28 protein-coding genes are annotated in these 23,451 nt (G+C 62.2%); 2 read left to right on the forward strand and 26 right to left on the reverse strand.

Annotation, left to right across the window (positions count from 1 at the left end; genetic code table 11):
• Positions 1–42: 42 nt before the first annotated feature.
• The 4 genes from BLP10_RS15225 to BLP10_RS15240 all read right to left on the reverse strand — a co-directional run bounded on the left by BLP10_RS15225 (position 43) and on the right by BLP10_RS15240 (position 4,384).
• Positions 43–1,113 carry a PLP-dependent cysteine synthase family protein gene (locus BLP10_RS15225; protein WP_091136265.1) on the reverse strand — a complete coding sequence of 357 codons (1,071 nt, stop codon included), beginning with the start codon at positions 1,111–1,113 and terminating at the stop codon, positions 43–45.
• A 2-nt stretch (positions 1,114–1,115) separates the two neighbouring features.
• Positions 1,116–2,648, reverse strand: a complete 1,533-nt coding sequence (locus BLP10_RS15230; RefSeq protein ID WP_091136269.1) for an acyl-CoA carboxylase subunit beta — start codon at positions 2,646–2,648, stop codon at positions 1,116–1,118.
• 258 nt (positions 2,649–2,906) lie between these two features.
• Positions 2,907–3,689 (reverse strand): ATP12 family chaperone protein, encoded by a 783-nt coding sequence (locus BLP10_RS15235; RefSeq protein ID WP_091136273.1) that lies wholly within the window; start codon positions 3,687–3,689, stop codon positions 2,907–2,909.
• A 17-nt stretch (positions 3,690–3,706) separates the two neighbouring features.
• Positions 3,707–4,384 (reverse strand): HAD-IA family hydrolase, encoded by a 678-nt coding sequence (locus BLP10_RS15240; protein ID WP_091136275.1) that lies wholly within the window; start codon positions 4,382–4,384, stop codon positions 3,707–3,709.
• Positions 4,385–4,756: 372 nt separating this feature from the next.
• On the opposite strand from BLP10_RS15240, the gene BLP10_RS15245 reads away from it, so the two are divergent.
• Entirely contained in the window at positions 4,757–6,358 is a 1,602-nt protein-coding gene (locus tag BLP10_RS15245; protein ID WP_175493929.1) for a sensor histidine kinase, read from the forward strand.
• 6 nt (positions 6,359–6,364) lie between these two features.
• On the opposite strand, the gene ftsH is transcribed toward BLP10_RS15245, so the two are convergent.
• Positions 6,365–8,107: an ATP-dependent zinc metalloprotease FtsH gene (gene ftsH, locus BLP10_RS15250; RefSeq protein WP_244510560.1), complete on the reverse strand. Its 1,743-nt coding sequence runs from the start codon at positions 8,105–8,107 to the stop codon at positions 6,365–6,367.
• A 143-nt stretch (positions 8,108–8,250) separates the two neighbouring features.
• Positions 8,251–8,526, reverse strand: coding sequence for a GNAT family N-acetyltransferase (locus BLP10_RS15255; protein ID WP_091136286.1), 276 nt, complete (start codon positions 8,524–8,526; stop codon positions 8,251–8,253).
• A gap of 134 nt (positions 8,527–8,660) precedes the next feature.
• On the opposite strand from BLP10_RS15255, the gene BLP10_RS15260 reads away from it, so the two are divergent.
• Positions 8,661–9,128 carry a 5' nucleotidase, NT5C type gene (locus BLP10_RS15260; RefSeq protein WP_091136290.1) on the forward strand — a complete coding sequence of 156 codons (468 nt, stop codon included), beginning with the start codon at positions 8,661–8,663 and terminating at the stop codon, positions 9,126–9,128.
• Here BLP10_RS15260 and BLP10_RS15265 read toward each other — a convergent pair.
• The 20 genes from BLP10_RS15265 to rpsN form a co-directional block, all read right to left on the reverse strand.
• Positions 9,125–9,712, reverse strand: a complete 588-nt coding sequence (locus tag BLP10_RS15265; RefSeq protein WP_091136293.1) for a GNAT family N-acetyltransferase — start codon at positions 9,710–9,712, stop codon at positions 9,125–9,127. The two genes, BLP10_RS15260 and BLP10_RS15265, sit on opposite strands and share 4 nt — an antisense overlap.
• Positions 9,713–9,836: 124 nt before the next feature.
• On the reverse strand, positions 9,837–10,298 hold the full coding sequence (locus BLP10_RS15270) for a hypothetical protein (protein ID WP_091136296.1): 462 nt from the start codon (positions 10,296–10,298) through the stop codon (positions 9,837–9,839).
• A 117-nt stretch (positions 10,299–10,415) separates the two neighbouring features.
• Complete coding sequence (locus BLP10_RS15275) at positions 10,416–11,729, reverse strand: RluA family pseudouridine synthase (protein ID WP_091136458.1); 1,314 nt, start codon at positions 11,727–11,729, stop codon at positions 10,416–10,418.
• 43 nt (positions 11,730–11,772) lie between these two features.
• Positions 11,773–12,159, reverse strand: coding sequence for a fluoride efflux transporter CrcB (crcB, locus tag BLP10_RS15280; protein ID WP_091136300.1), 387 nt, complete (start codon positions 12,157–12,159; stop codon positions 11,773–11,775).
• A 2-nt stretch (positions 12,160–12,161) separates the two neighbouring features.
• Positions 12,162–13,484 (reverse strand): replication-associated recombination protein A, encoded by a 1,323-nt coding sequence (locus tag BLP10_RS15285; RefSeq protein ID WP_091136304.1) that lies wholly within the window; start codon positions 13,482–13,484, stop codon positions 12,162–12,164.
• Positions 13,481–13,927, reverse strand: a complete 447-nt coding sequence (locus tag BLP10_RS15290; protein WP_091136308.1) for a GNAT family N-acetyltransferase — start codon at positions 13,925–13,927, stop codon at positions 13,481–13,483. Before BLP10_RS15290 ends, BLP10_RS15285 begins: the two co-directional genes overlap by 4 nt.
• On the reverse strand, positions 13,924–15,330 hold the full coding sequence (locus tag BLP10_RS15295) for a Do family serine endopeptidase (protein ID WP_091136311.1): 1,407 nt from the start codon (positions 15,328–15,330) through the stop codon (positions 13,924–13,926). The genes BLP10_RS15290 and BLP10_RS15295 overlap by 4 nt, the downstream gene beginning before the upstream one ends.
• A gap of 150 nt (positions 15,331–15,480) precedes the next feature.
• Positions 15,481–15,903 carry a 50S ribosomal protein L17 gene (gene rplQ / locus BLP10_RS15300; RefSeq protein ID WP_091136314.1) on the reverse strand — a complete coding sequence of 141 codons (423 nt, stop codon included), beginning with the start codon at positions 15,901–15,903 and terminating at the stop codon, positions 15,481–15,483.
• A gap of 122 nt (positions 15,904–16,025) precedes the next feature.
• Complete coding sequence (locus BLP10_RS15305; RefSeq protein ID WP_175493930.1) at positions 16,026–17,048, reverse strand: DNA-directed RNA polymerase subunit alpha; 1,023 nt, start codon at positions 17,046–17,048, stop codon at positions 16,026–16,028.
• Between the two features lie 92 nt (positions 17,049–17,140).
• Positions 17,141–17,530: a 30S ribosomal protein S11 gene (gene rpsK, locus BLP10_RS15310; RefSeq protein ID WP_091136316.1), complete on the reverse strand. Its 390-nt coding sequence runs from the start codon at positions 17,528–17,530 to the stop codon at positions 17,141–17,143.
• A 79-nt stretch (positions 17,531–17,609) separates the two neighbouring features.
• Positions 17,610–17,978, reverse strand: coding sequence for a 30S ribosomal protein S13 (rpsM, locus tag BLP10_RS15315; protein ID WP_091136319.1), 369 nt, complete (start codon positions 17,976–17,978; stop codon positions 17,610–17,612).
• Between the two features lie 194 nt (positions 17,979–18,172).
• Positions 18,173–18,754 (reverse strand): adenylate kinase, encoded by a 582-nt coding sequence (locus BLP10_RS15320; protein ID WP_091136322.1) that lies wholly within the window; start codon positions 18,752–18,754, stop codon positions 18,173–18,175.
• Between the two features lie 60 nt (positions 18,755–18,814).
• The gene (gene secY, locus BLP10_RS15325) at positions 18,815–20,152 is read right to left on the reverse strand and encodes a preprotein translocase subunit SecY (protein ID WP_091136324.1); all 1,338 of its coding nucleotides are present in this window, start codon (positions 20,150–20,152) and stop codon (positions 18,815–18,817) included.
• A 207-nt stretch (positions 20,153–20,359) separates the two neighbouring features.
• A complete protein-coding gene (gene rplO, locus BLP10_RS15330) occupies positions 20,360–20,833 on the reverse strand; it encodes a 50S ribosomal protein L15 (RefSeq protein ID WP_091136328.1) in 474 nt (157 codons plus the stop codon).
• Positions 20,834–20,844: 11 nt separating this feature from the next.
• On the reverse strand, positions 20,845–21,051 hold the full coding sequence (rpmD, locus tag BLP10_RS15335; protein WP_091136331.1) for a 50S ribosomal protein L30: 207 nt from the start codon (positions 21,049–21,051) through the stop codon (positions 20,845–20,847).
• A 14-nt stretch (positions 21,052–21,065) separates the two neighbouring features.
• Positions 21,066–21,635: a 30S ribosomal protein S5 gene (gene rpsE, locus BLP10_RS15340; protein ID WP_091136336.1), complete on the reverse strand. Its 570-nt coding sequence runs from the start codon at positions 21,633–21,635 to the stop codon at positions 21,066–21,068.
• Positions 21,636–21,757: 122 nt separating this feature from the next.
• Positions 21,758–22,120, reverse strand: a complete 363-nt coding sequence (gene rplR, locus BLP10_RS15345) for a 50S ribosomal protein L18 (protein ID WP_091136340.1) — start codon at positions 22,118–22,120, stop codon at positions 21,758–21,760.
• Positions 22,121–22,132: 12 nt separating this feature from the next.
• On the reverse strand, positions 22,133–22,666 hold the full coding sequence (gene rplF / locus BLP10_RS15350; RefSeq protein WP_091136343.1) for a 50S ribosomal protein L6: 534 nt from the start codon (positions 22,664–22,666) through the stop codon (positions 22,133–22,135).
• Between the two features lie 37 nt (positions 22,667–22,703).
• Positions 22,704–23,099, reverse strand: coding sequence for a 30S ribosomal protein S8 (gene rpsH / locus BLP10_RS15355; RefSeq protein WP_091136345.1), 396 nt, complete (start codon positions 23,097–23,099; stop codon positions 22,704–22,706).
• Positions 23,100–23,114: 15 nt separating this feature from the next.
• The gene (gene rpsN / locus BLP10_RS15360; RefSeq protein WP_091136349.1) at positions 23,115–23,420 is read right to left on the reverse strand and encodes a 30S ribosomal protein S14; all 306 of its coding nucleotides are present in this window, start codon (positions 23,418–23,420) and stop codon (positions 23,115–23,117) included.
• Positions 23,421–23,451: the final 31 nt, after the last annotated feature.

Below are 23,451 nucleotides of genomic sequence, written 5' to 3' on the forward strand. Positions count from 1 at the left end.
CCTTTGCTCTCAGGATGAGGGCTTTGCTTGTTACCTGCTAAATTAAAGAGCGCCCGTCTCGAAGAAGCGCTCCATCGCTTCCTCTGCAGGCTTGATGTCGATCCCACGCTCTTTCAGCCAGGCGTCGTCGTAATGCGTGGAGCGGTAGCGGTCTCCTGAATCGCATAGAAGCGTCACGACGGAGCCCTTCTCCCCTCTCTGCGCCATCTCGCCGACGATCTGGGCCACGACCCAGAGATTGGTGCCCGTCGATCCGCCGCAGGAGCGTCCGATGCGGCGGGAGAGAACGCGAGCCGCCGCGATGCTGGCGGCATCCGGCACCGCGTAAGCGCGGTCGATGAGTTCGGGCACGAAGGACGGCTCACAACGCGGACGACCGATGCCTTCGACCACGGACGGCGGGTTGGACACCGTGCACACGCCGCGATCCGCCAGATGCCTGTGGAACACGGAAGCCTCGGGATCGGCGAGACACAGCTTCGTCGGCAGACGGCGATAGCGGATGTAGCGTCCGAGCGTCGCGGAGGTGCCGCCCGTGCCTGCGCCGACCACGATCCAGCTCGGGATCGGATATTCCTCATGCGCCATCTGGCTGAAGATGGATTCCGCGATGTTGTTGTTGCCGCGCCAGTCCGTCGCCCGCTCGGCATAGGTGAACTGGTCCATGTAATGGCCGCACAGTTCACGCGCCAAACGCGCGCTCTCCTCGTACATGGCCGCAGGCGAATCCACGAAATGGCTCTCGCCGCCATAGAACGCAATCTGCGCGATCTTTTCCGCAGACGTGGAACGCGGCATCACGGCGATGAAGCGAAGCCCCAGCATCCGCGCGAAATAAGCCTCCGACACCGCCGTCGATCCACTCGATGCCTCGATGATCGTCGTCTCCGGCCCGATCCAGCCGTTGCACAAGCCATAGAGAAACAGCGACCGCGCCAGCCGGTGCTTGAGGCTCCCTGACGGATGCGTAGACTCATCCTTCAGGTAAAGCGAAATCCCCGGCACCGCAGGCAACGGCACCTGCAACAGATGCGTATCCGAGGAGCGGTTGAAGTCTGCCTCAATGATCTGGATGGCATTCGCGACCCATGAGCGATTACAAGGTGCGAGCATGATCACAGCGGGATGTTGTCGTGTTTCTTCCAGGGCCGCTCGGTTTCCTTGTGCCGCAGCATCGCAAGAGCTCGCGCGATGCGGCGGCGGGTCGAATGCGGCATGATCACCTCATCGATGTAGCCGCGCTCTGCGGCGACGAAGGGCGACATGAAGCGGTCCTCGTATTCCTTAGTGCGCGCGGCAATCTTGTCCGCATCGCCAATGTCCTGGCGGAAGATGATTTCCACCGCGCCCTTCGCGCCCATCACGGCGATCTGCGCGGTGGGCCAGGCGTAGTTGATGTCGCCGCCGATATGCTTCGAGGCCATCACGTCGTAGGCGCCTCCGAAGGCTTTACGCGTGATCACCGTCACCAGCGGCACGGTCGCCTCGGAATAAGCGAATAGCAGCTTCGCGCCGTGTTTGATGAGACCGCCATATTCCTGCGCGGTGCCCGGCAGGAAGCCCGGCACGTCCTCGAAGGTGACGATGGGAATGTTGAACGCGTCGCAGAAACGCACGAACCGCGCGGCCTTGCGGGAGGCGTCCGAGTCGAGAACGCCTGCGAGCACCATCGGCTGGTTGGCGACGAAGCCGACCGTGCGGCCTTCGATGCGCGCAAAGCCGGTGATGATGTTCTTGGCGTAGGATTCCTGGATCTCGAAGAAGTCGCCCTCGTCCACGACCTTCTGGATCAGCTCCTTCATGTCGTAGGGCTTGTTCGGGTTGTCCGGGATCAGCGTGTCGAGGCTCTCGTCCGTGCGGTTCGGATCGTCGAAGCTCGGGATTTCCGGCACGCCGTCCATGTTGTTGGCGGGCAGGAAATCAATGAGGCGACGCACCTGCAGCAGCGCCTCCACGTCGTTGTCATAAGCGCCGTCCGCCACAGAGGATTTGGCGGTGTGTACCTTCGCGCCGCCGAGTTCCTCCGAGGTCACGGTTTCGTTGGTAACGGTCTTCACCACGTCGGGGCCCGTCACGAACATGTAGGAGCGGTCGCGCACCATGAAGATGAAATCGGTCATGGCGGGCGAATAGACGTCTCCGCCCGCGCAAGGCCCCATGATCACGGAGATCTGCGGGATGACGCCGGAGGCGATCACGTTCCGCTTGAACACCTCGCCATAGCCGCCGAGCGCCGCAACACCCTCCTGGATGCGCGCGCCGCCCGCATCGAACAGGCCGACGATAGGGGCCCGCATCTTCAGCGCCATGTCCTGGATCTTGGTAATCTTCTGGGCGTGCGCCTCGGAGAGCGAGCCGCCGAACACCGTAAAATCCTTGGCGAAGACAAAAACGGTGCGGCCGTTCACCGTGCCCCAGCCGGTGACGACGCCGTCACCGGGGATCTTCACCTTCTCCATGCCGAAATCGTTGGAGCGATGCTCGACGAACATGTCGAACTCCTCGAACGAGCCCTTGTCCATGAGGAGTTCGATGCGCTCCCGCGCCGTGAGCTTGCCTCGGGCATGCTGCGCCTCGATGCGCTTTTCGCCGCCACCGAGACGGGCCTGGGCCCGCCGTTCTTCAAGCCGTTCGAGAATGTCTTTCATGGGTGTTCCCTGGTCCCGGGAGGAGATTGCTTGCTCCCGCTTAACACAGGGACAGGACTCTCAAAATCCCACTAACGGCGTGTGCTCCACAGCACTTTGCAAAGGAGGCTGCAGCCTCAAAACATAAAACGTAATATCATTTTAGGCGCAAAACACTGAAGCCGTTCTGAGGATGTGCGGCAGTTTATGGGGTTGCGGCGTCCTATTGCTGCATCAACTTAAGGCCGCTGGAGCATCCCCTCCGTCAGCCTTTTCTATTCATGCATTCGCCAGCCGGTAGACTTCCGAGGCTGCCCTGAAATCGGCTTCGCGCCTGCGTCGGCGCTCCATGGCCTCTTCATCCTCACCCCAGACGCTCTCCTGATAAAGCTCGTCCACATGGGCGGCCGCCCATGCCTGATCCACATCGAGCGGCCCTTGAGTATGGGCAAGCGCGATCAGCACCGAGCCGGACAGAGTGGTCATCACGTGCAGGGCGGCCAGGGCGAAGGGCGAATGAATACGCTCGATCACGGATCGGAGAGCGGCAATCGCCTCCTCCGGCTGCGTCACGTGCATAACGCCCTCAGCCAAGGTGAAACGCGCCCCATGGGCATCCCTGGCCCAGTCGAGAACCGGGTTCCAAGCAGAATCCTGCGACTGGACGAGCCGCGCAGGCTCGCTCACCCTGTAATAGATGAGATCGGACCCCACATAACGGGAGAGATCCTCCACCACCTCGGCCTGACGGGGTTTAACACCGTCAATGGCAGAGTTGACGATACGGGTGATCGGCATGGTGGCCGGATCAATTTCCGTCCCCTGCTCTGCCCATTCGCGGGCCATCGCCTCGGCAAGGGCGCGGGACGGCACCGCTAGGGCCTGCTTGCCCGGCGTCTTGGCCACGCGCCCGTCGAGGGTGAGATGGAAAAGGCCGTCGCGCTCCTCGACGCCCGCTTCCTTGTAGAAACGCTTGGGCAGCACAGGCTTCATGCCGGCTTGGGCCGCCCGCATGGGGTTCGGTTCGTCTTGGTCGGGGAACCAGTCGCGAGAATCTGTCATGGGCAAAAGATAGGCGTTCAGGCAGGAAGATACGAGGGTTTGGCAAGGAACGCGTCCAGCACCGGCTCCAGCGCCGCATAGCTGTCGACGATACGGGCTGCCCCCGCCTCGTTCAGCGCAGCGACTGGCTGGAAGCCCCAGGAGACGCCGACCGGCAGCGCCCCGGCGGCACGCGCCATGCTCATGTCGAAACTGGAATCGCCGATCATCATCGTGTCGTCCGGTGCGATGCCCAACTCCTCCATGGCCTGCAGGATCATGGCAGGATGAGGCTTCGAGGGCGCATCGTCAGCCGTCTTGGTCGTAGCGAACACACCCTCCCAGCCGTGCGTCTCGATCAGCAGAGTAACGCCTCTGCGGGATTTTCCCGTAGCAAGACCGAGCAGCACATCGTCCCGCGCTTTCAAGCGGTCGATGCACTCGCTAGCCCCAGGAAAGAGCGGAGCATCATTGGCCGGGTCCAGACGCAGGATGTTATAGGCGTCCTTATAGGCCTGGGCCAGGGCTTCGACCGGGGCTTTCGGACCCGCAAGAACCGTAAAGGCCTCGACAAGGGAAAGACCTACGATGGAAAGCGAGCGTTCCCGGCTCGGCGGCTCCAAATCGAAGGCCTGATAAGCCCCACGGATCGAGGCGACGATGATGTTCTGGCTGTCGACCAGCGTACCGTCGACATCGAAGAGAACGAGTTTCACGGATTGCCCTGTCTGAGCTTAGCCTTGAGGTGCGGAGCCGCGGCAGAACTGGGGAGTGTTAATATTCCAGTTTCCGCATTTGTCGCAGGCCGTTGCCAGCAAACCGATACCGACCACGACGGCAGCCTGAAGAATACGCTTCATAACCCGAGCACCTTTTTATGAAGCGGCACCTTATTCAATTATTTCGCCTGCCGCCAGAAGGCCCAAGTCATGTTCGACATGATTTCGCGTTGCTGCTCATAAGGGAACCTCACCCGAGTTTTGGGCTTTTAAGTCTTTTTCGGACAACTCCGTTTTATGGTATCGCTCCTCGCCAGGTTATCTCATCTTCAATCAACACGGCCGAGCTCTCACAGGCATAAAGACAATATGAACAAGCCTGCCCCTCAGGATACGGATGCCCTGTTGAAACGCCTCGAAGAGCTTGAGGCTGAGAATCGGGAGCTTCGTGCAAAGCTGCACGAACAGGTCGCTTTGTCCGAGGCCAAAGCCCTGCATTACGCGGCTGCTGGGCGCGAATACGCGCAGGAAATGTCGTCTGCCAATGCCCGCATCGAAACGCTGAAGGACACACGCAGCTCTCTCCAGGCGAGTGAAAAGCGCCTGGAGGAAAGCGAGACGAGAGCAAGGGCGAGCGAAAAGCAGCTTCGGCAGATCGCTGACAATCTTCCGGCTCTGATTGCTTATGTGGATGCGGATCAGCGCTACCGCTTCAACAACCACGCCTATGTTTCCTGGTTCGGACGCACGCCGGAGAGCCTTTATGGGGTGTCCCTGCTGGAGGCCGTCGGCGAGACGGGTTACGAACGGGTACGTCCCTATGTGGATACGGCGCTCCGCGGAGAGCGGACCAGACACGAATGGTGGGCTCCCCTTCCAAGCGGCCTGAAGTTCGTCAGATCGGAATACATCCCTGATCAACGCGATGACGGCAGCATTGCCGGTTTCTACGTGCTTGCCTCCGACCTCACCGAGTCCAAGCGCTCGCAGGCAGCGCTGGCCGAGAGCGAAGCGAGACTCCGCCTCGCCATTGATGCAGGCCGCATGGCGGTATGGGAAACCGACACTGCAACGGATACGATCCATTCATCGCCGGAATTGAACCGATTGCTCGGTTTCGAGCCCGACGCATCGCCCAGTTCGGCCGAGATCAGGAGCCGCTATGCTCCCGGTGAGCGGGAGAAGGTTCGGCGGATCGCAGCTGAAGCACTCAGGCGTGGGGAGCGTCATGCGGAGACGGAGCTGGAGGTTCGATGGCCTGACGGCTCGCAGCGCTGGCTGCTTTTGCGCGCGGAGATGAGCGAGATCGAGAATGGCATCCCGCGCCGCACGATCGGCGTTGCCCTGGACATCACGGATCGCAAGAAAGCCGAAGAGCATCAGCAGTTGCTGATCAACGAACTCAATCATCGCGTGAAGAACACGCTCACTACCGTGCAATCCATCGCCACCCAGAGCCTCCGCAATGCAAGAACGGCGGAGGAGGCGCGCGATGCGGTCGAGGGGCGCCTGTTTGCCCTCTCCCGTGCTCATGACGTTCTCACCCGTGAGAACTGGGACGGCGCCTTCTTGAGCGAGGTGGTGCAGCAGGCCATTGAGCCATTTCAGAATCATGGCGGAGAACGTTTCAGCGTCTCCGGCCCCGACATCCGCCTGCCGCCCCGCATCGCCCTTGCCATCGCCATGGCGATCCAGGAGCTCGGAACGAATGCGGTGAAGTACGGGGCGCTATCGAATGCCAAGGGGTGCATTGCTATCGCCTGGACCGTTCTCGAAGAAGCAGGCACCCCTCATCTCAGAATGACCTGGGAGGAAACCGAAGGCCCGGCAGTCGTCGAGCCGAAGCAGCGCGGCTTCGGCACCCGACTGGTCGAGCGTAGTTTGGCTCAGGAGCTGAACGGCTCGGTGGAGATCAACTTCGCACCGAAAGGGGTCGTCTGCACGATCAACGCCCCCTTGGCCGAAAGCTGAACGGCGTCACGCAGCCGCCAGCTTCGTCTCGCTCCGGGCAACGATCCGGCGGACTTCATCCCCTTCGATGGTCTCGTCTTCAAGAAGCGCATCGACCAGGGCATCCAAAGCATCGCGATTATCCTCGATGCAGGCTTTCGCGGAGGCATACATCTCCTCGATGATGCGGCGGATTTCCTGCTCCACCTCCCGCGGGAAGCTCTCCCCCGAACGCGCGACCTTCACCATGCCGATGGCAGGGCTCATGCCCCATTCGGTGACCATGCGGGTAGCGATGTTGGTTGCGTGAGCAATGTCGCTCGCCGCACCCGTCGTCACCTTGCGGGGCCCGAAGACCACCTCTTCCGCCGCGCGGCCGCCCATGGCGACGATCAGATCGGCCTCGAGCTTCTCAACGGGGATGCAGTAGCGGTCGTTCTCGGGCAGGCGCATGACGAGGCCGAGAGCCTGTCCGTGCGGGATGATGGTGGCGCTGTGCACTTTGTCGGAGCCAGGTGTCAGGCAGGCGCAGAGAGCATGGCCTGCCTCATGCACGGCGACGAGCCTGCGCTCATCGCTGCTGATCACGAGGGACCGGCGTTCCAGGCCCATGATGATCTTGTTGCGCGCGGCCTCCAGATGATCGCGGCCGATTTCAGCCATGCCCGCACGCGCCGCGAAGATCGCTGCCTCGTTGAGAAGGTTGCCGAGATCCGCGCCGGAGAACCCGGGTGTCCCCCGGGCGATCGAGGCCAGATTCACGCCGTGAGCCAGCTTCAGGTTACGTGCATGCACGGCAAGGATGGCCTCGCGACCGGTAATGTCGGGAAGGCCGATATGTACCTGACGGTCGAACCGGCCAGGGCGCAGCAGGGCGGGATCGAGCACATCGACGCGGTTCGTTGCGCCGATGACGATTACCCCCGAGGTGCTGTTGAAGCCGTCCATTTCCACGAGAAGCTGGTTCAGGGTCGATTCGAACTCGCGATCCGCCGCGGATCCACCGCCGCCACGCTTGCGGCCGATAGCATCGATCTCGTCGATGAAGATCAGGCATGGCGCACGTCTGCGGGCCTGCTCGAACAGCTTGGACACCCGGCCTTTGGCGATGCCGATGAGCGGAGCCGAGAAGTCGCTGCCCGAGACAGCCATGAAGGAAACGCCGGCCTCACCCGCAAGAGCCTTGGCGATAAGCGTCTTGCCCGTTCCTGGGGGACCTACCATCAGCACGCCGCGCGGAATGCGGGCACCGACCTTCTCGAAGGCCTGACCATTGCGCAGAAAGGCGATAACCTCCTGAAGCTCGGCCTTCGCCTCCTCCTGGCCCGCAACGTCATCGAAACGATCGGGAACATCCTTGACCGTTCGGGGCCAGCGGTTGGTCGGTTTGAAATCCACCTGGACGGCGACAAGCGCCAGCACTGCCGCCACCATGATAAGAGAGATGATGAAGCTCGCGGCGTGGGAAGGGTCGATGCCCGAACTCTCGAAGTCGACTTCCGCGCCGTTGGCGGTCGCCCGGTCAATGGTCTGAGCGCTCAGCAAAGAGGTCGGCAGACGGACGAAGGACTTCTCGTCTCCGATCCAGACGGAAAGGCCACCATCCTGCACCTGAACCTTCTGGACCTTGCCGGCGTCCAGTTCACGGGAGAAATCCGAGTAGGCGATCTCTGGGACTTTTTCCGAGAGGAAGAACGGCACCGACACAGCTGCCGCAACCACGGCCAAGGCCAGAATGGCAGCAGTGATGGCAATGCTCTTCCTGCCCAAGAGCCTTCTTGCTTTCTCGATCACACTAGACACAGACGCCCCCTGTCGGCTTCGTTTCTTATCGGCGAAGTCCGACCTCTAGTCTTTTTTGACGCAGTTCGCAGTACGGCGAAAAAGCACACCCGGATTGAAGGGAACCCGGATCAGTTCAGAAGATCGTGATAATCCTTATGCCTGCGAAGCCAAGTGTAAGCGTAGCCGCACAGAGGCGTGATCGTGCGTCCCTCGGCCCGGGCGATCTCGGCAACGCCGCGCATCAGTTCGCCAGCGGCGCCTGTACCACGCAGAGGCGGAGCCGCCTCAACATGACGGATGACGAGATCCTCTCCACGTCGCTCATAGGTCGCGAAGGCGAGATGGCCGTTCCGCTCAAGCTCGAAACGACGACCGACCGTGTTGTCGCGAATGGCGCTGCTCATGCTCCAACTCCGTCTTTATTTCATCTTGAGGAAGAACGTTACGCCATGGGGTGCGTTCCGAATACTGCCGCGCTTGACGAATGAGAGGAACAAGCCGGCCCGCCTCCGGTTTCGGGAACCAGGAGGTTGAATCCATGCCCAGCGTCTTTCTCGATTGCGATGGCGTTCTTGCCGATTTCGACAAAGGAGCAGCCAAGATCTTCGGCATGCCGCCAGGAGAATACGAGCAACGTTACGGCCTCAGGAAATTCTGGGCAAAGCTCGGAGCAACGGAGGACTTCTTCAACATTCTCGAACCCCTCCCGGACGCCATGGAGTTGTTCGAAGCGGTTCGGCACCTCAATCCCGTGATCCTCACGGGCCTGCCTCGCGGCAACTGGGCCGAGCCTCAAAAGCGCCGTTGGGCCGAACGACATTTTCCAGGCGTCGAGGTGATCACTACGACGGCGGCCCTGAAGCGGGAGCATTGCAGTCCCGGCGATGCTCTCGTTGATGACAGGGACAAATACCGCCATCTCTGGGAAGGCGTCGGCGGCATCTTCGTACATCACAGGAGCGCGTCCGACTCGATCCGCCAGTTGCGGGAGCATGGGTTCCTTTAAGTGCTCATTCGCTGTTCAAGGCGCGCCTTCACCGCAGGCCATTCCTCCGGGAGGATGCTGTAGACCGCCGTGTCGCGGATATGCCCGTCAGGCATGATCATGTGCCGGCGCAGGATGCCGTCGAGCTTGGCGCCGAGGCGTTCAATGGCCGCGCGGGATTGGTCGTTCTGCGAATGCGTGCGGATCTCGACAGCATTGCATCCCAGGACCTCGAAGGCATGCCGGAGCATGAGAAACTTCGCATGCGTGTTTACGAAGGTGCGCTGCCAGGATTTCGCGATCCAGGTGGTGCCGATTTCCACCCGCTGATTGACCGCATCGATATTCATGAACCGCGTCGAGCCCACGACCCGGTTCCCGTCCTTCACCACCGTTGTGAAGGGAAGCGCAAGACCCGCGGCCTGTAGCTCGAGAGCTCTTCGCACATACTCTTCGAAGCCCTCCGGCCTCGGAACGGTCGTTGTCTTCTTCTCCCACTGGTTGCCGTCGCGGGCGGCTTCACCGAAAGCCGGGACATCGTCGAGGCTCATGGGCCGGAGCATGAGACGGTCGGTCTCGAGAGTTACAGGTTGGATAGGAAGCATGGTCGACGGGCCTCAACGCGCTTGGAGCTTCGCCATTCATCGTTGAGCCCGAGGCTACAGTCAAACGGCATCGACCGGGGAATGGACGCCCTCCCCGGTCGCGAGAGCATGAAGGCTCTTCCGCTCAGCTCAGCAGATAGACAAGAGCCGGGAGGCCCACTGCCAATCCCGCAAGTGTCCAGGCTCCGACAGCCTGCTGCCAGGCCGCATCGCTTGTCGAATTGCGCAGACGCCGGGCGAAGGCTCCTGCTTCCGCCGTATGTCCGCTGAGGCACGAACAGAGGGCATAATGCGCCTGCCCATCGGAAAGACCGAAATACCGCATGGCATCGCCGAGCTTGTCGCTTTCAAGCCCATCCGCCCGCAGAACCGGATCCTCGTAGGCGATGGTCAGGGGAGAGTTGTTCTCCCGCACCAGAGCCCGCTCGGCCGGGGGTTTGTATTCGATTTCACCAAGGGAGTTCAGACGCCGTGCCGGATCGCGCTCGAGAAGGCTGATCCACCGATCCAGCCGCTCCTGACGGGAGAGAGGTTTTGGCTGAACGTCGGCTACGCTACGGAGATAGTCGAGATCTTTATGCTCCATCGATCTCCTCCTTGCCAATGTCCCGGCCAACCGAGTGGCTGGCCGGGACATGGAATGGTGCGCTTCAGGCGCGGCAAAAGTACGACAAGGAGAGTGTCGAAAAGGAGATAGTTCGAATTACTCCTCTGGCGCCTCAACGATGGGATCGTACTGGCTCGTGTCGAACCCGAGGAGGTTGAAGCTCTGCTGCATGTGAGGCGGCAGCGGCGCGGTGACGTCGATAGGCTTTCCAGTTCGCGGATGAGCGATCACGATGCGTCTCGCCAGCAGATGCAGCTTGTTCTGGATGCCGCCGGGCAGTTCCCAGTTCTCGATGTCGAAGTACTTCGGATCGCCGACGATGGGATGGCCGATATGGGCCGTGTGCGCGCGCAGTTGGTGCGTACGGCCCGTCACCGGCTTCAGTGAAAGCCATGCGAGCTTCTGCGCCGCCGTCTCGATGGTCGCGTAATAGGTGAGCGCGTGGCTTGCGCCCTCGTCGCCATGATGGGCCACCTTCATGCGGGAATCGCCCTCGTCGCCCTCCTTGGCGAGATAGGTCGAGACCCTGCCCTGCCGCACGCGCGGCACGCCGGCGACCAGCGCCCAATAGATCTTGCGCGTGGTGCGTGCGCGGAATGACTTCGCCATGGTGGACGCGGCAAAGCGCGTCTTGGCGATCACGAGGCACCCCGCCGTGTCCTTGTCGAGCCGGTGGACGAGGCGCGGCTTTTGCCCCTCTGCATCGCGCATGCATTCGAGCAGTCCATCCACATGGCGCGTCGTGCCCGAGCCGCCCTGCACCGCAAGCCCCATGGGCTTGTTGATGATGAGAACGTCCTTGTCCTCATAGAGCGTCACGGACTTCAGGAATTCGAGATCGCCCTGGTCCTTCGCGCTGCTGCGCGAGACCGGACGCGGCTGATCGAGCTTCAGGGGCGGAATGCGAACCTTCTGTCCCGCGGTAAGCCGCTCGTTGGGCTGCGCCCGCTTGCCGTCAACGCGCAATTCGCCTTTGCGGACGATGCGCTGGATGTGAGTGAAGGCAAGCTGCGGGAAGCGGGCGACCAGGAAGCGGTCGACACGCATGTCCGCCTCGTCGGGCTCGACCACCAGCGTCTGCACGCCCGTCGCCAGAACCTCCTGAGCCTCGGCCTTGGCTTGGGCGCGGGTGGGCTTTTGCGGAGCCTCTGCCACAGGCTTTACGGGAGCTCTGCCTGCAGGTTTCTCGCGTCTGGCATCAGCGGCTCTTGCCGGCGCCTTGGCGACCGGCCGCTCGCGCCGTGCTTCTTCGGGACCGCTCTTGCTCGCCGGTTTGGCGCTGCGCGGCTTCGCCGGTCCGCTCTTGGCAGGCCCCTTACGGGCAGGCTTGTCCTCGCGCGAGCGGAAACCCTGCCGCGCGCCAGACCGCCCGCCTCGGGCCCCATTCTGTCCTGAACTGCTTTTTCTCATGAGAAGTGGGTACCAGAGCGCCGCCATTGCGGCAATCGAGGTCTTAAGCCGACAGGGCTCGCATCAGCGCCAAACCGGCAACAAGACCCATGACGGAAAGAATGACGGAGGCCGCCACGTAGCCGAGCGCCAGCCCAGTTTCGCCCCGTTCCCACAGCAACACCGCATCGAGCGAGAACGCCGAGAACGTGGTGAAGCCGCCGAGAATTCCTGTGGTCAGGAACAGGCGAAGGGGCTGGTTCCATCCCTCGCCTGCCTTGAAAGCCAGCCACCCGGCAATGGCGCCCATGACGAAGGAGCCCAGCACGTTCACCGTCAGGGTGCCCCAGGGAAGCGCGGTGCCACAGTAGCGGGCGCAGCCGACATTCACCCCGTGGCGAAGGGCGCCGCCGATTCCGGCTCCGAGGAAGACGAGGAGGTAAGCCTGCATCCTTACTCCTGCTCGTCCTCGCCGTTCCTCTCACGGCGCAGCTTCTCCCACCAGTCGAGCCGCTTCTTCACCTCGCGCTCAAACCCACGGTCCACCGGCTCGTAGAAGTATTGCCGCCCCAGCTTCTCCGGCCAGTAATCCTGCCCCGAGAATGCATCCGGCTCATCGTGATCGTAGCGGTAATTGTCGCCATACCCGATCTTCTTCATGAGCTTGGTGGGCGCGTTGAGGATCGTGCGAGGAGGCATGAGGGAGCCATGCTCCTTCGCCACCCTGGTCGCCGCCTTGTAGGCCGTATAGAGCGCGTTCGATTTAGGCGCGGTCGCGAGATAGACGGCAGCCTGTGCCAGCGCGAGTTCACCTTCGGGCGAGCCAAGGAAGTCGAAGGCATCCTTGGCCGCATTGGCGATTACCAGCGCCTGCGGATCGGCGAGACCGATATCCTCCACCGCCATGCGCACGAGGCGGCGCGCGATGAAAAGCCGGTCCTCGCCGGCATCCAGCATGCGAGCAAGGTAATAGAGCGCGGCGTCCGGGTCAGAACCGCGGACGGTCTTGTGGAGCGCGGAGATGAGGTTGTAATGCCCCTCCTGCCCCTTGTCGTAGATCGGCGCGCGGCGCTGAATGATCTCCTGCAACTGCTCAGCATCGAACACCTCGTCTGGCTTGGCCGAGCGCCAGACCTCTTCCGCCAGCGTGAGCACGGCGCGCCCGTCCCCATCGGCCATGCGCACAAGGGAGGCGCGGGCCTCCTCGTCGAGCGGCAGCGTCCTGCCCGTGATCTCCTCGGCCCTGGCGAGGATCTTCGCGATCGCTTGTTCATCCAGAGACTTGAAGAGAAGCACGCGCGCCCGGGACAGCAGCGCCGCGTTCAGCTCGAAGGACGGGTTCTCGGTTGTCGCGCCGACCAGCGTGATCGTGCCGTCCTCCATGACGGGCAGAAAGGCGTCGAGCTGGGCACGGTTGAAGCGATGGATCTCGTCGACGAAGAGCAGCGTGCCCTTTCCCATGGATCGGCGATGCCGGGCGGTTTCGAACACCTTCTTCAGGTCGGCTACGCCGGAGAAGATCGCGGAGATCTGGTCGAAATGCAGCTCAGTCTCATGGGCGAGGAGCCGGGCAACTGTGGTCTTGCCGGTGCCGGGCGGTCCCCAGAAGATCAGGGAGCCCAGGGACTTCGAAGCAATGAGCCGGGTCAGGATTCCATCCGGGCCGACGAGATGATCCTGCCCTACGACCTCGGACAGCTTCTGCGGACGCATCCTGTCGGCCAGGGGCCTGGGTGCGTTCTGGTCGAGACCGGCGGATGAAAACAGGTCGCTCATGAGGACGAAGAGCTTAGGCGCGCATAGACGTCCGGGTCCAGCCGCGCCATGAGCCTTTCCGGATTTTCCAGTGGTGAAAAGCCATACTGCGCATACAGGCCATGGGCGTCCCGCGTCGCCAGCATCCAGCGGCGCAGGTTCTGAAGGTCCGGATGCTCCATGATGGCGCTCACCAGGGCCTTGCCCGCTCCCTGTCCGCGCGTGCTCGCGCAGACGAAGACATCGCAGAGATAAGCGAAGGTCGCCTTGTCCGTCACAACCCGGGCGAAGCCGCGCAAATCACCGACGGCATCGCGCAAGGCAAAGCACAGAGAGTTTTCTACCGAGCGCTCGAAGAACGAACGTGGCTGATCCTTGCCCCAGTAAGTCTCCGATGCAATCCAGCGATAGGCCGTATCGAGATCACCCGGAGAGAGCGTGTTCGAAACCGTCCACCCGCTCATCGACCGAGAACCGTCGTGAAGACGCGGCCTCCGCGATTGATCGTGATCTCCCAATAGCCTCCGGTACGCTCGATCTGACGCTCGGCATCCTTGGTCGAGGCCAGCCGCTCGCCGTTGATGGCAACGACCAGATCGCCTTTTTCGAAGCCGACGCTCGCGGCCACGCTGCGCTCTTCAAGCTCGGCGATGACAACGCCTTCATCCGCCACTTCGATCTGAAGCTCATCGGCTACTGCGGGTGAAATATTGACGAGGGTCGCGCCCGCAAATGGGGTACGCGCACGACCACGCACCGGCTCACGGGATGGGGTCTCCGGCGGAGGCATGAGCCTGACCTGGAGCGTGTTCTGCTTTCCGCCGCGCAGCACCGTCAACGGCACCTGACCCTGGGTGCCTTTGAGCGTGAAGCGATAGCCGAAGGAATCGGGGTTATCGACCGGCTGACCATCCACCGCGAGGATCACGTCGCCCCGCTTCAGGCCGGCCTCGGTGGCTGGGCCTTTGTCATGAACGGCGGTGACGAGAACCCCTGTCGGACGCTCGAGCCCCAGACCCGTGGCGATGTCGCCGTCGACAGGCTGAAGCCGCGCGCCGAGCCAGGGGCGTACCACGTTGCGCGCGCCGCCCTTGGCGGAGTTCAGCACCACCCGGACCATGCTGGACGGAACAGCGAAGCCGATGCCGATGCTGCCGCCGGAGCGGGAATAGATGGCCGTGTTGATGCCGACCACTTGACCGTTCATGTCAATGAGCGCGCCACCCGAATTGCCGGGATTGATGGCGGCATCCGTCTGGATGAAAAACTGATAATCGGAGATGCCCACCTGCGTGCGCGCCAGTGCGGAAACGATGCCCTGGGTAACTGTCTGGCCGACGCCGAAAGGATTGCCGATGGCTAATACGATGTCGCCGACCTGAAGAGCCTCGGAGTCTCCCAGCTCGACCGCCTGAAGGTTCGAAGCGTCCTTCAGCTTCAGCACGGCGATATCCGTACGGGAGTCGCGCAGCAGGATATCCGCCTCGAATTCCCGCCTGTCGGCGAGAGCCACCTTCACCTCGCTCATGTTCTCGATGACGTGATTGTTGGTGATCACGAGACCGGAGGGATCGACGATTACGCCCGAGCCGAGGGAATTCTGCGAGCGACCGCGGGGGCCTCTCGGGGCATCGTCGCCGAAGAAGCGGCGCAGATACTCATCCATGGCCGAGTTCTGACGGCGGGCGGAACGGCTGGCATAGACGTTCACAACGGCACCTGCCGTCTGGCGCACGATAGGAGCGAAAGAGAGCTGAACCTGCGCCTTGCTCTCGGGTGTCACCCGCTGCGTCTGGGCTGCCGCCTCCCCTGCTACAAAGGCCAGGGCAACGGCGATGATCGACAGGCAGAACGGTGAAAAGCGCATCACGGCGAATCCCTTCAACAACGGCAACCATCGATAAAACGCGAGGACCGAAACACCAAGTTCCAACATCCCCGATCTGGTGCCTGATCCCACAAGCAAAAAGGGCGGCCCGAAGGACCGCCCTTGATGAAGTCTAGCGAAGCCGAGCGATTACTCAGCGGCCTCGACGATCTCTTCCTTCTGGGTCGGACCGGAGTCCTGGCCGCGCGCATCCACGTCGCGGTCAACGAACTCGATCACAGCCATCGGGGCATTGTCGCCATAGCGGAAGCCAGCCTTCAGAACGCGGGTGTAGCCACCGTTGCGCTCCTGATAACGCGGGCCGAGAATGGCGAACAGCTTCTTCACCATCGCCTCGTCGCGGAGCTGCGACATGGCCTGACGGCGGGCATGCAGGTCACCGCGCTTGCCGAGGGTGATCAGCTTCTCGACGACCGGACGGAGGTCCTTGGCCTTCGGGAGGGTGGTGACGATCTGCTCGTGCTTGATCAGCGCAGCAGCCATGTTGGCGAACATTGCTTTGCGGTGCTCGGTCGTGCGGTTGAAGCGACGACCACGAAATCCGTGACGCATTGGCTCTCTCCTTGATCTTACGGCCGCCGTGCCAAGGTACGGCCGTCTCTCTTATGATCCCCGCACTCCGGCGAGGGGCAGATTTGAAGCCGCCTTCCAGGTGAAAGGCGGCTTCAAGAAACTCAGTAGTGCTCTTCGAAGCGCTTCGCGAGGTCTTCGATGTTCTCCGGCGGCCAGCCGGGCACGTCCATGCCGAGGTGCAGGCCCATGCCGGCGAGAACTTCCTTGATCTCGTTGAGCGACTTGCGGCCGAAGTTCGGGGTGCGGAGCATTTCCGCCTCGGACTTCTGGATGAGGTCGCCGATATAGACGATGTTGTCGTTCTTCAGGCAGTTCGCCGAACGGACCGACAGCTCGAGTTCGTCGACCTTCTTGAGCAGCGCGGGGTTGAACGGCAGCTGCGGAGCAGCGGCAGCGGTCTCTTCCTTGCGGGGCTCTTCGAAGTTGACGAAGACCTGAAGCTGGTCCTGCAGGATGCGGGCGGCATAAGCCACGGCATCCTCAGGCGTCACAGCGCCGTTGGTCTCGACCGTCATGATGAGCTTGTCGTAGTCGAGAATCTGGCCCTCGCGGGTGTTCTCGATGCGGTAGGACACCTTCTTCACCGGGCTGTAGAGCGAGTCGACCGGGATCATGCCGATCGGAGCATCCTCAGCGCGGTTGCGCTCGGCAGGAACGTAGCCCTTGCCGGTATCCACCGTGAACTCCATGCGGATCTCGGCGCCCTCGTCGAGGGTGCAGAGTACGAGCTCGGGGTTCAGGATCTGCACGTCGCCGACCGTGTTGATGTCGCCGGCGGTGACGGCGCCAGGGCCGGTCTTGCGAAGCGTCATGCGCTTCGGGCCCTCGCCCTGCATCTTGATGGCGATGGACTTCACGTTCAGGACGATGTCCGTCACGTCCTCGCGGACGCCCGGAATGGACGAGAACTCATGCAGCACGCCGTCGATATGGATCGACGTCACAGCGGCGCCCTGGAGCGACGACAGGAGAACGCGACGCAGCGAGTTGCCGAGCGTCGTACCGAAACCACGCTCGAGCGGCTCGGCCACGACCGTCGCGATGCGCTTCGGATCGTCACCGGGGGCGACTTCGAGCTTGTTCGGCTTAATCAGCTCTTGCCAGTTCTTTTGGATCACAACCACACCTCTTGAGGTACCGCTCGAAGGGCGGCGTCAAAGCCGGCCCTAAACCGGAATGCGCGCGGGCCGTAGCCCACGCGCCGGATGATCTTGAATTAGACGCGACGACGCTTGCGCGGGCGGCAGCCGTTGTGCGGGATCGGCGTCACGTCACGAATCGAGGTGACGGTGAAGCCGGCCGACTGAAGGGCGCGGAGCGCGGACTCACGGCCGGAGCCGGGACCGGACACCTCGACCTCGAGGGTGCGCATGCCGTGCTCGGCAGCCTTGCGGGCTGCGTCCTCAGCCGCAACCTGGGCGGCGTACGGGGTCGACTTACGCGAGCCCTTGAAGCCCATCGCGCCAGCCGAGGACCACGAGATCGTGTTGCCCTGGGCGTCGGTGATGGTGATCATGGTGTTGTTGAACGAGGCGTTCACATGCGCCACGCCGGAGACGATGTTCTTACGTTCGCGGCGGCGGACGCGGGTCGCTTCTTTTGCCATTCTGCTGGTCCTTCAAACGCGCCCGTCATGCCAGGCGCTCGGGAGAAAGGGCCACCCGGACTGGGTGGCCTGTGAATTCTTACTTCTTCTTGCCGGCGATCGGCTTCGCCTTACCCTTACGGGTACGGGCGTTCGTGTGCGTACGCTGGCCGCGGGTGGGCAGGCTGCGACGGTGACGAAGACCACGATAGGCGGCGAGATCCATGAGGCGCTTGATGTTCATGGACACTTCGCGACGAAGGTCACCTTCCACCATGTAATCACGGTCGATGGTTTCACGGATGGCCAGAACCTCGGCGTCGGTCAGCTGGTTCACGCGGCGCTCGGCCGGGATGTTGACCTTCTCGATGATCTCCTGAGCCTTCTTGGGCCCAATGCCGTGGATATACTGAAGCGCGATCACAACGCGCTTGCCGGTCGGGATGTTGACGCCTGCTATACGAGCCATCGTCCGTCTCCATGTGGCGAAGCCTGAGCTTCGGTTGATGTTTATCGCGCGTCCGGTGGAGGCCGGCCCCTGCGCGGGCTTATTGCAACACAACAAACCAGAGTGGCTTCCTAAGAAACCCTCTGGATATGCAGGTTCATGTGCAAGAGGCATGGCCCTAGCGAGATTCCCCTCGCATGTCAACCCCCTACTCTTCAGCGACCCAGGATTCCCTTGACCGCTTCGGTCACTTCATCAATGGGCATCATGCCATCGACGGTCTTCAGCATGCCCTTGCCCTGGTAATAGGACGACAAGGGCGCCGTTTGAGTGCGGTAAGCCTCGAGTCGGGTCTTGAAGACTTCCGGATTATCATCCTTGCGGACCTGTTCGCCGCGGGCCTCGGTTTCCTGGGCGCGCTTGACGATGCGCTCCACGAGCTCGTTTTCATTGACCTTGAACTCGACGACGGCGTCGAGCTTGAGGCCCTTTTCAGCGAGCATGGCATCGAAGGCCTCAGCCTGGGCCACGGTCCGGGGGAAACCGTCGAGGATGAAGCCTTTCTTGGCATCGGCCTCTTCGATCCGGTCCGCGATGATGCCGACCACGATATCGTCGGAAACCAGATCGCCCCGGTCCATCACGGCCTTGGCCTTGAGTCCGACCGGCGTTCCGGCAGCCACCGCTGCGCGGAGCATATCGCCGGTCGACAGCTGAGGGATCCCCAGGCGCTCGACCAGACGCACAGCCTGGGTCCCTTTACCGGCCCCAGGCGGCCCCAGCAGGATGATCCTCATAGACTTATCCCCTCACAAGTCGAAGGATCTCCCGCCGTGCGGTGCGGGAGACCCGATCTTTTAACGCCGCCGCGCGCCCTTCAGCTTCGCCTTCTTGACGAGGCCCTCATACTGGTGGGCCAGCAGATGGCCGTGTACCTGGGCAACTGTGTCCATGGTAACAGACACGACGATCAGAAGCGAAGTGCCGCCAAAGTAGAATGGCAGGGCCGCATATGAGACCAGAAGCTCTGGAATCAGGCAGATGATGACGAGGTAAGCTGCACCGATAACGGTGATGCGAGTCAACACCTGATCGATGAAGTCGGCCGTCCGTTCACCGGGGCGAATGCCGGGGATGAAGCCGCCCTGCTTCTTCAGGTTGTCAGCCGTCTCGGTCGGGTTGAACACGATGGCCGTGTAGAAGAAGGCGAAGAAGGCGATCAGGGCCGCATACAGGAACATGTAGGCCGGGCGCCCGTGGCCCAGGTAGGCCGTGAGCGTGGCAATGATGCCTGTGCCGTCCGCGCTGCTCTGGAAGCTGGCGATGGTGGCCGGCAGCAGGAGAAGCGAGGATGCGAAGATCGGCGGGATCACGCCCGAAGTGTTGAGCTTGAGCGGCAGGAAGGAAGTCTGCCCTTCGTACATGCGATTGCCGACCTGGCGCTTCGGATAGTTGATCAGCAGGCGGCGCTGGGCACGCTCCATGAACACCACGAAGTAGATGATGGCGATCGCCATCACGATCACGCCGATGATCAGCCCCGTAGAGATCGCGCCCTGACGGCCGAGCTCGAGGGTGCCGGCAATGGCGGTGGGCAGGTTGGCCACGATGCCCGCGAAGATGATGAGCGAGGTTCCGTTGCCGATGCCGCGCGAGGTAATCTGCTCACCCAGCCACATGAGGAACATGGTGCCGCCGGTAAGCGTGATGACCGTGGAGATCAGGAAGAAGGGGCCAGGATCCAGCACGATGTTGCCGGAGCTCTGCAGGCCCACGGCAATGCCCCAGGACTGGAACAGCGCGAGGAAAACCGTGAGGTAGCGGGTGTACTGGTTCAGGATCTTGCGGCCCGCCTCGCCTTCCTTCTTGAGCGCCTCGAGGGAGGGCAGAACGGACGTGAGGAGCTGGACGATGATCGATGCCGAGATGTAGGGCATGATGTTCAGGGCGAAGATGGCCATACGCTCGACGGCGCCGCCCGAGAACATGTTGAAAAGGCCAAGCACGCCGCCGCTGGCGTTCTGGAAGCTCTGAGCGAGGGCCTCCGGATTGATGCCGGGCAGCGGGATGTAGGTGCCGAGACGATAGACGATAAGCGCACCGAGGGTGAACCAAATGCGCTTCTTCAATTCTTCGGCTTTGGCGATAGAACCGAAATTGATGTTTGCGGCGAGTTGCTCGGCTGCTGAAGCCATTTTTCGTCCCCGAAATACCCAAGCATGATCGACGTAAAGCGAAGGCGACCTCCGCACGGACCATGCAAAAACTTGGAAGGCAGGAGCTTGATCGCGCCTTCGCGAGGCGCAGTCAAACTGAAACTTACGTAACTCACATCACACAAACGGCGGCCACGCGATCAGACGCGGGCCGCCGCTTGGATCTGGCTTAATGTGGGCTCAGGCTCACGCCTGTGCAACGGCGCCCAGGAGGGTCACCGAGCCGCCCGCCTTCTCGATCGCCTCGACGGCCGACTTGGACGCGCCATGGACCTGGAAGGACAGCTTTGCCTTGAGCTCGCCCACGCCGAGGATCTTCACGCCGTCACGCGGCTTGGAGACCACACCGGCGGCAACCAGCGACTCGACGGTCACGGTTGCGGCCTTGTCGAGCTTGCCGGCTTCGATAGCCTGCTGAATGCGGCCGACATTGACCTCGTTGAGGTCGATGGCGTTCGGCTTGTTGAAGCCGCGCTTCGGCAGACGACGGTGCAGAGGCATCTGACCGCCTTCGAAGCCTTTGATGGACACGCCGGTACGGGACTTCTGACCCTTCACGCCGCGGCCACCGGTCTTGCCTTTGCCCGAGCCGATACCACGGCCCACGCGCATGCGGTTCTTGGTGGAACCTTCGTTATCGCGAATTTCGTTCAGTTTCATGATCGCTCTCCTCACTGCCCGTCGACAACGCGCACGAGGTGCTTGACCTTCTCGATCATGCCACGCACGGACGGCGTGTCTTCGAGGGTCGAGGTGCGATGAAGCTTGTTGAGCTTGAGGCCGATCAGCGTCTGGCGCTGCTTGGCCTCGCGGCGGATCGGCGAACCGATCTGCTCAACGGTGATGGTGGTTGCTGCTGCTGCAGGCTTCTTTGCCATTGTGGAAGCCTCCCTTACGCGTCAGCGCCAACGTCGGCAGACGCATCGGCGTCGCGACGGCGAGCCTGCAGCGTCGAGACCTTCAGGCCACGGCGCGCAGCCACGGAGCGCGGGCTGTCCTCGTTCTTGAGCGCGTCGAAAGTCGCGCGAACGAGGTTGTAGGGGTTCGACGAGCCGAGCGACTTCGACACGACGTCCTGCATGCCGACTGCCTCGAAGACAGCGCGCATCGGACCGCCTGCGATGATGCCGGTACCTGCGGGAGCAGCACGCAGCACGACCTTGCCGGCGCCATGGCGGCCGTTCACGTCGTGGTGCAGAGTGCGGCCCTCGCGGAGGGACACGCGGATCATCGCGCGCTTCGCAGCGTCGGTCGCCTTACGGATCGCTTCCGGAACCTCACGGGCCTTGCCGTGACCGAAGCCGACGCGACCCTTCTGGTCGCCGACGACGACGAGAGCAGCAAAGCCGAAACGACGGCCGCCCTTCACGACTTTGGCAACGCGGTTGATGTGGACCAGGCGATCCACGAATTCGCTGTCGCGCTCTTCGCGATCAGCACGTTCTCTGGGTTCTCTTGCCATGAGACCTCTCACTTGCGCGGGCGGCGGGCCCGCTCGCTAAGGGGTTTATACGATACCCGCCGTAAAGCACGATCGGGACGGGAGGTAAACACTCCCCGCCCCGCTCATGAATTATCGTAGAATTAGAAGTCCAGACCGCCTTCACGGGCAGCGTCGGCGAGAGCCTTGACGCGACCGTGATAGAGGTAGCCCGAGCGATCGAAGATCACCTGCTTCACGCCAGCCTTGGCTGCGCGCTCTGCAACGAGCTTGCCCACTTCCTTTGCGGCCTCGACGGTCGCGCCGGTCTTGAGCTTGCCCTTGAGATCCTTCTCCATCGTCGAAGCCGACGCGACGGTCACGCCGCGCACGTCATCGATAACCTGGGCATAGATTTGCTTGGACGAACGGAACACCGACAACCGCGGGCGTCCGTTCGCTGCTTTCCTGATCGCACGGCGTACACGAGCCTTGCGGCGATCTTCAGCGCCTTTCTTCTCAGCCATGATACGTCGTCCTTACTTCTTCTTGCCTTCCTTGCGGAAGATGAACTCGCCGGCATACTTGACGCCCTTGCCCTTATAGGGCTCCGGACCGCGGTATTCGCGGATCTCGGCGGCAGTCTGGCCAACCTTCTGCTTGTCGATCCCGGACACGACCACTTCCGTCGGCTTGGGCGTCACGATCGTGATGCCGGCCGGGATTTCGTAGTCGATGTCGTGGCTGTAGCCGAGCGACAGCTTCAGCACCTTGCCAGCGACGGCGGCCTTATAGCCGACGCCGTTGATCTCAAGGCGCTTCTCGAAGCCGTTGGACACGCCCTGCACCAGGTTGGCAACCTGAGCGCGGGAGAGGCCCCACTTGGCGCGGGCAATCTTGGACTGGTCGCGCGGGGTCACCGACACGGCGCCGTTCTCAAGAACAACCGACACTTCTTCGGGAACGAGGAACGAGAGTTCGCCCTTCGAGCCCTTCATCTTAACCATCTGACCGTCAACGGTCGCCGTCACACCCGACGGAACCGGAACCGGCTTTTTGCCTACTCGTGACATTTTCGAATCTCCGTGGTTCTGTGCTGATGCCTAGGCCTTAGAAGACCTTGCAGAGCACTTCGCCGCCCACGTTCTTCTCACGGGCCTCATGATCGGCCATCACGCCCTGAGGCGTCGAGAGAATGGTGATGCCCAGACCGTCGGCCACGCGAGGCATGGCGTCGACGGAAGCATACACGCGGCGGCCCGGCTTGGAGACGCGCTCGATGGAGCGGATCACCGGCTGACCGTCATAGTACTTCAGCTCAATCGAAAACTCGGTGCGGCCATTGCCGAACTCGGTCTGCGAATAGTCGCGGATGTAGCCTTCGCTCTTGAGAACCTCAAGAACGCGAGCACGGAGCTTGGAGCCAGGGGTGGAAACAGTACCGCGGCGGCGCATCTGCGCGTTGCGGATACGGGTGAGCATATCGCCCAACGGATCGTTGATCATATGATGCTCTCCCTATTACCAGCTGGACTTCACGAGGCCCGGGATCAGGCCCTTGTTGCCGAGCTCGCGCAGAGCGATGCGCGACATGCCGAGCTTGCGGTAGTACGCACGCGGACGGCCCGTGATCTCGCAACGGTTGCGGATGCGGGTCTTGTTCGAGTTGCGCGGCAGCTCAGCCAGCTTGAGGCGCGCCTCGAAGCGCTCCTCCATGGACTTCGACTCGTCATTAGCGACCGCCAGGAGGCGCTCGCGGCGGCCGGCGAACTTCTTCACCAGCTCACGACGATGCTTGTTCTTCTCAATAGCGCTTTTCTTAGCCATTTTTTATCTCCAGTGTCCGCGTCTGAGGACA

The organism is Microvirga guangxiensis, from assembly GCF_900102135.1.
GTDB classification, from domain to species: Bacteria; Pseudomonadota; Alphaproteobacteria; order Rhizobiales; family Beijerinckiaceae; genus Microvirga; species Microvirga guangxiensis.